This window comes from Alteromonas lipotrueae (assembly GCF_019249255.1).
Classification (GTDB): domain Bacteria; phylum Pseudomonadota; class Gammaproteobacteria; order Enterobacterales; family Alteromonadaceae; genus Alteromonas; species Alteromonas lipotrueae.
In genome coordinates this window covers 1-11,851 of sequence record NZ_JAESDJ010000029.1, presented here as the reverse complement: position 1 = coordinate 11,851, position 11,851 = coordinate 1, and the positions used below count along the sequence as shown (strand labels likewise).

Annotated in this window: 17 protein-coding genes; all 17 read right to left on the bottom strand. The window is 42.5% G+C overall.

Going from position 1 to position 11,851, the window contains the following annotated elements; all coding sequences use genetic code 11:
* Positions 1-837: 837 nt before the first annotated feature.
* On the bottom strand, positions 838-1,134 hold the full coding sequence (locus KYS23_RS20280) for a hypothetical protein (protein WP_218420027.1): 297 nt from the start codon (positions 1,132-1,134) through the stop codon (positions 838-840).
* Between the two features lie 111 nt (positions 1,135-1,245).
* Entirely contained in the window at positions 1,246-1,575 is a 330-nt protein-coding gene (locus KYS23_RS20275; protein WP_218420025.1) for a hypothetical protein, read from the bottom strand.
* 130 nt (positions 1,576-1,705) lie between these two features.
* Positions 1,706-1,996, bottom strand: a complete 291-nt coding sequence (locus KYS23_RS20270) for a hypothetical protein (RefSeq protein WP_218420005.1) — start codon at positions 1,994-1,996, stop codon at positions 1,706-1,708.
* A 129-nt stretch (positions 1,997-2,125) separates the two neighbouring features.
* On the bottom strand, positions 2,126-2,467 hold the full coding sequence (locus KYS23_RS20265; protein WP_044056449.1) for a hypothetical protein: 342 nt from the start codon (positions 2,465-2,467) through the stop codon (positions 2,126-2,128).
* A 535-nt stretch (positions 2,468-3,002) separates the two neighbouring features.
* A complete protein-coding gene (locus KYS23_RS20260) occupies positions 3,003-3,266 on the bottom strand; it encodes a hypothetical protein (protein WP_218396084.1) in 264 nt (87 codons plus the stop codon).
* Positions 3,267-3,393: 127 nt separating this feature from the next.
* Complete coding sequence (locus KYS23_RS20255) at positions 3,394-3,690, bottom strand: hypothetical protein (RefSeq protein WP_218397951.1); 297 nt, start codon at positions 3,688-3,690, stop codon at positions 3,394-3,396.
* Between the two features lie 121 nt (positions 3,691-3,811).
* Positions 3,812-4,135 (bottom strand): low molecular weight protein tyrosine phosphatase family protein, encoded by a 324-nt coding sequence (locus KYS23_RS20250; protein ID WP_218398540.1) that lies wholly within the window; start codon positions 4,133-4,135, stop codon positions 3,812-3,814.
* A 72-nt stretch (positions 4,136-4,207) separates the two neighbouring features.
* The gene (locus KYS23_RS20245) at positions 4,208-4,732 is read right to left on the bottom strand and encodes a hypothetical protein (RefSeq protein WP_218420022.1); all 525 of its coding nucleotides are present in this window, start codon (positions 4,730-4,732) and stop codon (positions 4,208-4,210) included.
* A 115-nt stretch (positions 4,733-4,847) separates the two neighbouring features.
* The gene (locus tag KYS23_RS20240; protein WP_218420017.1) at positions 4,848-5,204 is read right to left on the bottom strand and encodes a DUF2750 domain-containing protein; all 357 of its coding nucleotides are present in this window, start codon (positions 5,202-5,204) and stop codon (positions 4,848-4,850) included.
* A 111-nt stretch (positions 5,205-5,315) separates the two neighbouring features.
* Positions 5,316-5,600 carry a hypothetical protein gene (locus KYS23_RS20235; RefSeq protein WP_218420020.1) on the bottom strand — a complete coding sequence of 95 codons (285 nt, stop codon included), beginning with the start codon at positions 5,598-5,600 and terminating at the stop codon, positions 5,316-5,318.
* A gap of 2,218 nt (positions 5,601-7,818) precedes the next feature.
* Positions 7,819-8,244 carry a hypothetical protein gene (locus tag KYS23_RS20230; RefSeq protein WP_218420019.1) on the bottom strand — a complete coding sequence of 142 codons (426 nt, stop codon included), beginning with the start codon at positions 8,242-8,244 and terminating at the stop codon, positions 7,819-7,821.
* A gap of 139 nt (positions 8,245-8,383) precedes the next feature.
* Positions 8,384-8,662, bottom strand: coding sequence for a putative quinol monooxygenase (locus KYS23_RS20225; protein ID WP_218398507.1), 279 nt, complete (start codon positions 8,660-8,662; stop codon positions 8,384-8,386).
* A gap of 587 nt (positions 8,663-9,249) precedes the next feature.
* On the bottom strand, positions 9,250-9,606 hold the full coding sequence (locus KYS23_RS20220) for a DUF2750 domain-containing protein (protein WP_218420017.1): 357 nt from the start codon (positions 9,604-9,606) through the stop codon (positions 9,250-9,252).
* Positions 9,607-9,717: 111 nt separating this feature from the next.
* Positions 9,718-10,056 carry a hypothetical protein gene (locus tag KYS23_RS20215; RefSeq protein ID WP_218420015.1) on the bottom strand — a complete coding sequence of 113 codons (339 nt, stop codon included), beginning with the start codon at positions 10,054-10,056 and terminating at the stop codon, positions 9,718-9,720.
* 123 nt (positions 10,057-10,179) lie between these two features.
* Positions 10,180-10,710: a hypothetical protein gene (locus tag KYS23_RS20210; protein WP_246604530.1), complete on the bottom strand. Its 531-nt coding sequence runs from the start codon at positions 10,708-10,710 to the stop codon at positions 10,180-10,182.
* 142 nt (positions 10,711-10,852) lie between these two features.
* On the bottom strand, positions 10,853-11,257 hold the full coding sequence (locus KYS23_RS20205; protein WP_218398313.1) for an LBP/BPI/CETP family protein: 405 nt from the start codon (positions 11,255-11,257) through the stop codon (positions 10,853-10,855).
* Between the two features lie 125 nt (positions 11,258-11,382).
* The coding region (locus tag KYS23_RS20200; RefSeq protein WP_246604528.1) for a hypothetical protein at positions 11,383-11,851 on the bottom strand (469 nt) is incomplete at its 5' end.

Genomic DNA, 11,851 nt, shown 5'->3' with positions numbered 1-11,851 from the left:
ATGGCGAAGCCGCCCCGCGTATAGGCGTCCCAGCGACCGAAGGGAGTGGCTTAAGCGCTTTGTTAGAAGCAGAGCCTTTACCTTTGGACGTTCAAAAACTAATAAAGCCAGCATACGATTGATTGTTAAAGCAAACAAGTAAAATGGTAATGGAGTAATGTTGGTGATTTGACTGGAGCAAGCCGCCATTTGAGCTACCAAGTGCAATGGTGCTTGCTGGATGAAAATGAGAACTTGGCGGTAAAGCGCCTATTGCGCAACCTTTGAATTTAAAGCGGCGAAGTTAAAACCACCGAAAGCTAGGGCGATGTTGGGAACAACAGGTGAGGGCGGTTGAATTGATATTTTTTATACAGCCAAATGCAGTTTAGGCTGACGCCTTCTAACTTTTAAATAAGGGGCGCAGACGCGTAGGGCATAATGGCGAAGCCGCCCTGCGTGTTTGCGTCCCAGCCCGCGCAGCGGGCGAGCTTAATTTTTTCGTTATAAGTCAGTTTGTAAACTGCCTTAGTTTAGTCTTGTTATAACACTAGCATTAAAACTTTTAATGATGCGATAAAAATGAAAAGTACAGACAAAAATTTTAGATAAATAGGGTTTTTAGATTTCAACCAAGTAACACTTGCAGACCGGTTTGATGCGGATAAGTAACCATTAAAGTAGAGAACTACTGATATACAGATAATGACCACAATAAGAGTATTAAAAGGTTCTGGAATCAATGTCTACTCCTTGACATATAACTTTTAAATAAGGGGCGCAGGCGCGTGGGCTATAATGCGAAGCAGCCCACGTGTATGCGTCCCAGCGAACGAAGTGAGTGACTTAATTTTTTTGTTAGGTGCGTGTACTTTTAACCCGCTCAATTTTGTAGCCTGAAAATATTGGAAGGACAAAACCATACACACTTGCACAACAGAACAAAATGAAACTGATATTGCTAAGAATGACACTGTACCCCGCAATGCTCTGTAGAAGCACGATAACTATTGCTGGAAAAAGAGTACAACAAAAATATAAAGCAACGCGAACGACCTTGCCACTACGAGAACCTCTTCCTTTAAATAGCCATATTGAAGCAATAACGGTAGAAAGAAAAAGCAAAACAAAAACGAAAAAAGCACCGCCAGCCATTATCTAACTCCAGAGCACATAACGCCCATTTAAGGGGCTGATAATTGTTTGCTATAATGTGTAGCGAAGCGAAACCGAGCAAACTGTTAGCAGTCCCGCTTTAAATTCTTGTTAGCTTTCAATTGTTTGGTCTTTGTAACGCCAGATGAAAGCTTCACCCAACTCTTCTTGTTCCCAGTGATATTTTACAATAGAACCACTTTCGCTGAATTTACCCCAACCCCAGCCTTCTTCTACGAAGTTAAAGTAGAGACAACTGCCATTTAAAATCGCTACAACCCAAAAGTCATGTTCAAAATCGTATTGTTTCTGTTTCCATTTCACAGGTTGGATTTTGCACTTCACCCACGTTTTCAGGGTTTCAAATTCAGAGTCGCTAATTGCAATATCGGCTTCAGCTAATTCTTGATTCACTTCATCGAAGGTTAAATTTGACTGCATACTATCCTTGAAAGCTAACTTTCCGGTAAGGGGCGAATACTTGCTGGCGATAATGCCGAAGGCGCCAGCGAGTATTTGTCCCAGCGCACACAGTGCGCGAGCTTGACCGGTTTGTTAGGTGCGTGCATGTTTAACCAACCTTTTGTCTTTTCCCAATGTACCAAAAGAAAGTTCCTAGCATTAAGCCGTAAATTGAGCTAGCAAGAATAGCCAATGAAATAGATCCAAGAGGTTTGTCGCCCAATGAATTAAAGAGCTTAATAAATAGTAAAGCAATAAAGTTTGCCACAGTAACACCGGATAAGACGTACCAACGTAATGCACCAGTGGTTTTGTTTTTTATCAATAAAAACAATGGTAATGACAGCAACACAATAGCAAACATGGGAAACAAAAATATAAAAAACATTACTAACGGCATAGTTTTCCCTGTAGCCCCTAACTTTTAAATAAGGGGCGCAGGCATGTGGGGCATAATGGCGAAGCCGCCCCGCGTGTATGCGTCCCAGCGAACGCAGTGAGTGACTTAATTTTTTTGTTATATGCCATTCTATAAACAACGCCCCGTACTAGAGATTGAATGTTTGATGACAGCATTGTCTTGGATTTCTGTTGTAGCCACTAAAACCCAATCTTTGCAGGGGATACCATTGCCTTCTATGTTTTCTAATTTAGAAGAAATATTTCCCGATAACAAATTTACGAATGCTTCTGAATCTATTTCTTTTAGTTTATTTAAAGCTTCTTCTTGCGGAGTACCAGTAGGAATAATTTTATATAGTTCACTTTTCCAAAACACTAATCGTTCTTCTACGCGTGTTTCCTTTGCGCAAGAGGCCAAAGCTAGCAAACTAATTAAAAACAGCTGAAACTTAAAATTTTTCACTGGCATATAACATTAAGCTAAGCGGCGCAGTTACGTGGGGCATAATGGCGAAGCCGCCCCGCGTAAATGCGTCCGAGCGACCGAAGGGAGTGGTCTTAAGCGCTTTGTTATAAGCAAAGCCAGTTCCTTTGGTCTTTTTAAAAACTGTTGATGCCAGCATACGATTGACTGTTAACGCAGACAAGCAAAACGACTTTGCAGTGATGTTTTTGATTTGACTGAAGCTAGCCGCCATTTGGAACTAACAAGTGTAATGGCGCTTGCTGACTCAGAATAAGAACTTGGCAATAAAGCGCCTATTACACCACCTTTAAAGTGAAAGCGGCGGATTTAAACCTACCACAAGCCAGAGCGATGTTAATGAAAACAGGAGCGGGTAGTTCCACTGGGATTTTCATAAAGCCAAACGCAGTTTAGGCTGACGCCTTATAACTTTCCAATAACGGGCGCAGACATGTGGGGCATAATGGCGAAGCCGCCCCGCGTGTATGCGTCCCAGCGAACGAAGTGAGTGCGTTAATTGGTTTGTTATAAGCCATTGCTAATGATTACCATCCGAGCCGGCACCACTGCTATCTCTGGGGCCACCTCCAAACTCAGAATGCTTTTTAATTGGGAGATCTTGGCTTTTGTGAAATTGCCAAAGAGCAATTGCAGCTATATAGGGAATTAACCATACAAGAAAGATTTGCGCAATTTTTTGCACATTATCTAAGTCATCCCTTTTCGCCAAGAAAACTGATACGGCTAGGCTTATTGCAATGTAAATTGCTAGTGCAGCGTATATCATAAAAAGAGAGCCCATCTCATCAATTCCTTTGGCTTATAACTTTTAAATAAGGGGCGCAGACGTGTGGGCTACAATGCGAAGCAGCCCACGTGTATGCGTCCCAGCGAACGAAGTGAGTGACTTAATTTTTTTGTTAGGTAACTTAGCGTCCATATCCATCGATGCTCTTTATTACCAACTTGCCTACATTAGCTTTTTTACACTGATCTACTACAGATACAATTACTGTTGGAACGGTATCGTTGTCGTACAGAACTAATACGTTCTTAGGGGATTGTTGCTCAATGTGTGCTATTAACTCTTTAGCGGTTTTAAACTCACTGTTTTTAAAACCAAACTTACCAGCAGCGATGATGATTGAAGTGCCGCCGTTTTTAGCCCATTCTTCGTCTTCTAACGAGTGGTACTTTATTGCTAAATCTATTGAACTCAAATCCATCTGTTACCTAACTTTTAAATAAGGGGCGCAGGCATGTGGGGCATAATGGCGAAGCAGCCCACATGTTTGCGTCCCAGCGAACGAAGTGAGTGACTTAATTTTTTTGTTATGTACGTGCCAATTACAACCGCACAAACTTTGGAACCTTACTTTTTAAAAGGCGAACGAGTTCGGGCTGCATGCGCTCGTAATTGTCTGGTATGTCTAAGCAAGCCAATTTTTTACCTTTAAGTAAATCTTTGTACTTTTTGGCGACCTTGTTTCTGTGAGACTTTTCCATAACTAAGATGGCGTCAGCCCATTCAATAAGGTCGCCTGAAAGCGGTGTTTCGGCATCTGCATTTGTGCCGCACCCGATTGCGTTGATTCCTTCATATTCAGAAAAGACTTCTTCACCGGTTGGGCTACGTAAACGATTTTCTGAACAAACAAATAATAGGTTCATGTTTCCTTAAGTACATAACACTTTGCATAAGCGGTTTTGGCCGCTCTTGCCAAAATCCGCTTGATGCATTTGTTAGGCCTTTTCAAAACGAAGCCACTGAGTCTCTGTGCCCGCTATTGGAACAAAGAAAAGCGTTCCGATAGCCCCCTTTTTCTTTGACACAATCAATGAATCAGTTGCGAAGTATAATGTAAACTCCCACCACTCTTTGGCTAGAGCACCTCCGCTATTAACAACTGCACTACGAGCAACAACAAAACCACCGTCTTTACACCCTTTAAATTCTTTTGAACTAACGCTCAATTTTTCAACAATTTCTGAATTTGAAAGTAGCTCAATATCCAGTCTATTTTCCGAAGAATTGACTGAAATTTTTATTTGATCTGCACGGTGACTGAATTCGGCGGCGGGCACAAGTAATACCGATAACCAGCTTTCGCCGTATTCGGAAGAACTTGCACCTTTATTGTCCAGCAATGCAATTACGTCCGAGCAATCAGAATTTAAACTTCCCCATTCACTAGGGAGATCGTCCTTTAGTGCACACGAACACAGAAACAGGGATAAAAAAACAATGGTGGTAAGTTTCACATTCATAGGCCTAACTTTAAGCTAAGGGGCGTAGATACGTGGGGCATAATGGCGAAGCCGCCCTGCGTGTTTGCGTCCCAGCCCGCGCAGCGGGCGAACTTGATTTTTTTGTTAGGAGACATTACCCAAATGCCTCTACTTGCTTAACTAGTATTGATGCTGGAATGTCTATGCCGGTCAGGTTTTTCCCTGAAAGGTTTATCCCAACTACTTTCTCATCATCCTGTAGGATAGGTAAGAAGTGCTCCTTAAATTGTGCCCAGCTAACACTTTTTGCTTCTACGTCTCCGAGCAGTTCAGGATTCAGTTTTTTAAGCCTCTCGATTCTAGATTTGGAAGACCATAGGGGCAAAGATACTTTGTTGTCACTAACATCAAACTCTAAGAGTATTTCGTTTGGGAGGCAACCAAACCAAACTATTTGAGTCGCTGCGACTTCTTCGTAAAATTTGTTTGCTTGTGCGACGCCTGCTGACATTTCCTTGTCTCCTAACTTTTAAATAAGGGGCGCAGGCACGTAGGGCATAATGGCGAAGCCGCCCTGCGTGTTTGCGTCCCAACGAACGAAGTGAGTGACTTAATTTTTTTGTTATGTGTCATTGCGCCCAAACAACCTCTTAAAAATACTCACTTTTTGTTTGGATTTATGTGTTGGTTGCTGTTCTTTGAGTTTTGCAAATTCAGGAACTAGCCATTTTGAACCACATTTATCGAAGACTACATTAACGGTGATTTCGCCAGTTTCCCATTTAGCGATTTCTTTGATTTCTCCATTGCCAAAGATTGCATGAGATACCAATTTACCGCTTGATACAGTTCCCATGCCTTCAAGCTCCGTAGACTCAATTGGAAATGAAGCTTTTTTGTTGCCCATTCAACTTTCCTTGCTCAATTTACTGTGACACATAACATTAAGCTAAGCGGCGCAGTTGCGTGGGGCATAATGGCGAAGCCGCCCCGCGTAAATGCGTCCGAGCGACCGAAGGGAGTGGTCTTAAGCGCCTTGTTATAAGCAAAGCCAGTTCCTTTGGTCTTTTTAAAAACTGTTGAAGCCAGCATACGATTGATTGTTAACACAAACAAGCAAAACGACTGTGCACAAATGTTTTTGATTTGACTGAAGCTAGCCGCCATCTGAGCTATTGAGTGTAATGGCGCTTGCGAGGTTCAACTAATAACTTGGCGATAAAGCGCCTATTACACCACCTTTGAGTTATGAGCGGCGGATTTAAACCTACCACAAGCCAGAGCGATGCTAATGAAAACAGGAGAGGGCAGTTGCACTGGGATTTTTATAAAGCCAAACGAAGATTAGGCTGACGCCTTATAACATTAAGCTAAGCGGCGCAGTTGCGTGGGGCATAATGGCGAAGCCGCCCCGCGTAAATGCGTCCGAGCGACCGAAGGGAGTGGTCTTAAGCGCCTTGTTATAAGCAAAGCCAGTTCCTTTGGTCTTTTTAAAAACTGTTGATGCCAGCATACGATTGATTGTTAACGCAGACAAGAAAAACGACTGAGCAGTGATGTTTTTGATTTGACCGAAGCTAGCCGCCACCTGAGCTATCGAGTGTAATGGCGCTTGCTGACTTAAAATAAGAACTTGTCGATAAAGCGCCTATTACACCACCTTTGAACCTAAAAGCGGCGGGTTTAAACCTACCACAAGCCAGAGCGGTGCTAATGAAAACAGGTGAGGGTAGTTGTACTGGGATTTTTTAAAGCCAAACGGAGTTTAGGCTGACGCCTTATAACTTTAAGCTAAGGGGCGCTAGCGCGTGGGCTAAAATCCGAACGAAGTGAGTCAGCCTGCGTGTTAGCGTCCCAGCGACCGAAGGGAGTGAACTTGAGCGTTTTGTTAGAAGCAGAGCCTGTTCCCTTGGCATTTTTAAAAACTAATAAAGCCAGCATACGATTGATTATTAATACAAACAAGTAAAACGACAGCGCAGTGATGGTATTGATTTGACTGAAGCAAGCTGCCATTCGAGCCGACAAACGCAATGGCGCTTACTGACTCAAAATAAGAACTTGGCTATAAAGCGCCTATTGCGCAACCTATGAAGTTGAAGCGGCGAAGTGAAAACCACCAAAAGCCAGAGCGATTTTTGAAACAGCAGGTGAGGGCGGTTGGACTGATATTTTATAAAGTAAAGTGCAGTTTAGGCTGACGCCTTCTAACTTTTAAATAAGGGGCGCAGGCGCGTGGGCTAAAATGCGAAGCAGCCCACGTGTATGCGTCCCAGCGAACGGAGTGAGAGACTTAATTTTTTTGTTAGGTGCGTGCAGATACATCCTAGTTTTCCTTGCCGATCTTTCTGAAATATATAGTTAAACCACAATAAAAAATTAAGTAACTTGGCAAATAAACCAGACTTCCGATTACGACTCCTTGCATTGGATTAAATCCATCCAAATAAGGAGTAAGATAGAAATAACCGAAGAAGCAAAACGTTGCTACAAGTAAGATACTGTGCTTCAACCTATTTTTATTTCTTACTATTTTAATGCTAGCAATAGCTGCAATAAATATTGGTACAAAAATAAAAACTGAAAATATCTCGGTTCCCATAAGCACCTAACTTTAAGCTAAGGGGCGCAGATGCGTGGGGCATAATGGCGAAGCCGCCCCGCGTATAGGCGTCCCAGCGACCGAAGGGAGTGGCTTAAGCGCTTTGTTAGAAGCAGAGCCTATACCTTTGGCCTTATTAAAAACTAATAAAGCCAGCATACGATTGATTGTTAAAGCAAACAAGCAAAATGCCAGCGCAGTGATGTTGCTGATCTGACTGAAGCAAGCCGCCATTTGAACTAGCAAACGCAATGGCGCTTACCGAGTAAAATAAGAATTTGGCGATAAAGCGCCTATTGCGCGACCTTTGAATTTAAAGCGGCGAAGTTAAAAGCACCTAAAGCCAGAGCGATGTTGGGAACAACAGGTGAGGGCGGTTGAATTGATATTTTTATACAGCCAAACGCAGTTTAGGCTGACGCCTTCTAACGCCCCTATTAAACGGCACAGACTTGCTGGCTATAATTGCGAAGAATGAGCTAAGCCAGCGAGTATGGGTCCGGTTGAATGGTTTGTTATATGGCTACCAAACCGGTTCATCATTTTTGTCATAAAGAACACCAAAATTAATATTGCTGCATTTACCAAACTCAAATTGCAACTCTAAACAGCTGTTAGAAAAAAACGCAGATTCCATGGAGCCATAATCTTCAACCTCCGGTTCTTCGTTGCAATTTGATTCCACAAAATCTAAGACTTCACCCTGTTGAACACCAATTAGCTGTCGACCAAACATTTGACAATCTGGATTGTGAACTTCGATCCAGCCTAGCCGGTTATCGTTTTCTGGTTCAAATGACAATTCTAGACGAAGGTCAAAATACTGAAGGCGCTTACACTGCGCATCGGTTGTAAATGACTTGTCAGGCTTTCCCAGCTTCTGAATAGCTTCCGCTTCGAAAATACCAAATTCGACCAAAGAAATTCCTTTGCCTATTACTAGTTCCATTCTAACCCTATAGCCATATAACTTCCGTTTAAGGGGCACAAACGCATGGGTTATAATGCGAAGCAACCCATGTGTTTGTGTCCCAGTGTGCGTCAGCGCACGCCTTGAAACGTTTGTTATACGTTACCACTGAGTTTTTTTAAACCTCTTTAATGGCATAGTGACGTACTGCATTTTTTGAGGCAATTCCCCAATCGGAGTTTGATACTCTTTTTTGATGTTTTTCGAAAGCTTCCTTGTTAATGAACTCTTCGTAGACGTCAAAAATATTGGGCTCATGTATTCTTTGAGTAACTTTAAATACTAAGCATCCATCCTCTTGTTGAGTTAGCTCAATATGTTTGGATAGCGCAGATTTGACTAATGTGATTTGGTCACTCGGTACATCAATGTACCCTGACAATACGGTTTTCTTCAAACTGACTTCCTTTTCAACAACGTATAACTTTAAGCTAAGGGGCGAAAGCACAGTGCTAAAATGGCGAAGCCGCACTGTGCTTTTGTCCCAGCGGCCCGCGGAGCGGGTTGCGGCTTGAGCGTTTTGTTAGTCGCCCAGAGTTTCAATGAAAATATACGCCGCATACAACGCTAATCCTACGTAAAATATTGAACAGATAGCATTGAGAAACCACACAACACCCCATTGCCAGCCTAAAAAGTCTGATGATGCCCTCAGTTTTGAATTTAGCAGTGCTATTGTAGTTGGGACAGAAATTAAAGCTGAGCAACAAAATAGTGGAAATGCAACAAAGAGTATAAGTAGACCAGCAGCGCCCGTAGATGCTCCGCTCGAATCTGGCTTAATTGGCGCTAGAACCCAATACATAAGACAAGCTGCAATTGCCAATATCGTTAAGCTTAATAATTGAAGTAATTTCATATATTTCTTCGCAACTAACTTTTAAATAAGGGGCGCAGACGCGTAGGGCATAATGGCGAAGCCGCCCTGCGTGTTTGCGTCCCAGCCCGCGCAGCGGGCGAACTTGATTTTTTTGTTAGGAGACATTACCCAAATGCCTCTACTTGCTTAACTAGTATTGATGCTGGAATGTCTATGCCGGTCAGGTTTTTCCCTGAAAGGTTTATCCCAACTACTTTCTCATCATCCTGTAGGATAGGTAAGAAGTGCTCCTTAAATTGTGCCCAGCTAACACTTTTTGCTTCTACGTCTCCGAGCAGTTCAGGATTCAGTTTTTTAAGCCTCTCGATTCTAGATTTGGAAGACCATAGGGGCAAAGATACTTTGTTGTCACTAACATCAAACTCTAAGAGTATTTCGTTTGGGAGGCAACCAAACCAAACTATTTGAGTCGCTGCGACTTCTTCGTAAAATTTGTTTGCTTGTGCGACGCCTGCTGACATTTCCTTGTCTCCTAACTTTAAGCTAAGGGGCGCAGATGCGTGGGGCATAATGGCGAAGCCGCCCCGCGTATAGGCGTCCCAGCGACCGAAGGGAGAGGCTTGAGCATTTTGTTAGGCATTGGGCTCAAACTTTGCCTTTGCGGCCAAAATAAAACAACCCAGACTAGCAAAAGTAGCTAAGTAATAGGGTAAATCATTGTACAAATGAATATCATCATATACGGCATCGTCTATTATTGCAGTACCAAGAGCTATTGAGACTATCGGGATAAAAATAGATAAGAAAGAAAAACAAAACCCCAGTGAAAGGTACTTGTATACTTGATGACCAGAAATTTTTGCACTTTTACGAAAATTGAAAAATAAGTAACCAAAGGTTAGCAAAACTAACAGTTCAAAAATACCAGAAAGCATCCCTTCTGTTCCTAGGAGCTCTAAAAATAAATCCATTGTTTACGATTACCTTAAAATGCCTAACTTTTAAATAAGGGGCGCAGGCATGTGGGGCATAATGGCGAAGCCGCCCCGCATGTATGCGTCCCAGCGAACGAAGTGAGTGGCTTAATTTTTTTGTTAGGTGCGAAGTTTGGCTGCAATAGCATTAGCTGATTCTTCTGGTGTCATTGATGTTGTATCTAGAGCATAGGAACGGGCGTTTGGTATTGATTCGCCAAAATCAAACCTTTGCAGGTAATGACGCAAATATTCTTCTGTTTGAATTTTATTTGTGTTTTTTCTTCCGTTACTAGTTACTCGTGCAATATGCTCTTCTAGTTCGCAATTAATGCGAAAAAACTCACCTACTACCTGCATTTCGTCGAGAAGCGACAATAGACCCTGTATAAAATAGTCACTAGCTTTCGACACATAGCAAAAAGTAAATACCACGCCAGTCACTTTATTAGAGTGAAGTGTTTTGAGGGCATTCAGACACATATCTCTTTGATACTTTTCAAAACCATCGTTGCCGAAGCCAATAACGGCGCTCGCGATATCAAATGCTAAATGCTGAGGAAATACGCGCCAATCTTTTTGAGATGCTAATTGACGGGCAATAGTCTCTTTTCCAATTCCGGATGGGCCAAAAATCATGACGAATTTCATGTTTTCAATTCCTTGTAGCACCTAACGCCCAACTTAGGGGCAATAACACGTAGGCTAAAATTGGAGCGAAGCGACTGAGCCTACGTGTTATTGTCCCAGTGAGCGCCAGCGAATGGCTACAGTTGTTTGTTAGCTGCAAAGCTCAAATTGACGAATGCCTTTCAGTTATAGAATAGACCATATCGCAGGTTTGACACTCGACTTCCCACGCGCCAAACCGTTGAGTAATGTGTAAGTCACCTGAACATACTGGACAAACTTGATCTTGAAAAGTGCTTGGTACGCTATCCCTCAAGCGCTTTGAAAATAACTTTAAGATAGGCCATAAGTTATCGTCTAATGTAATTCTTAAGTCATCTCTGAGTGCTTCACAAAACTCTATGAAAACAATCTCGTCGTGAGAGCGTTTAATCTTGGGGTCTTGGGTGCGTAAAGCAATTAAGTCAAGAATTTCTCTATAGCGTTCGGGATATCTATCTTTATCAATGTTCTGTTTACAGTCCAGCAACTCTTCAATCGAATAGCTTGAAAAATCTGGCTTGCTCAAAAACTTCTCCTTGCAGCTAACGGCCCGCATAACGGGCAAAAATACGTAGGCTATAATACTGAGCGAAGCGAAGGGAGCCTACGTATTTTTGTCCCAGCGAGCCCGCGAGCGAGTTTATGCGTTTGTTAGCTGCAATTGCTCAAATCGACATTAACATAGCTGATAACTTCGTTTGAATCTCCTTTAACAACTGCCCCAATACAAACCTTTGTGCCGGGATATAGCGGCTTGAAGCTGCCAACACCATACGTCTCGCCTTTGTAGTTTACTGCTGCATAATATGGATAACCTACATATTTCGAGTATATTCCTTTTCCTATTTTCGGCGCACTCCATTTCGGAAATTCGATGACTTCTGCTGGAAAGTGGTTTCTTATTTCAACCGGCGGGGTTTTATATTCGAAGAGATAAAGCCCGAATAAAGCTAGAGGCAATACTATCAACGTCATTGTTGCAATAAGCCTTACTTTGACTTTTGTTTTTATTCTGACTTTGTATCGAGTTTCCATTTTGCAGCTAACTTTTAAATAAGGGGCGCAGGCGCGTAGGGCATAATGGCGCAGCCGCCCTGCGTGTTTGCGTCCCAGCGAACGA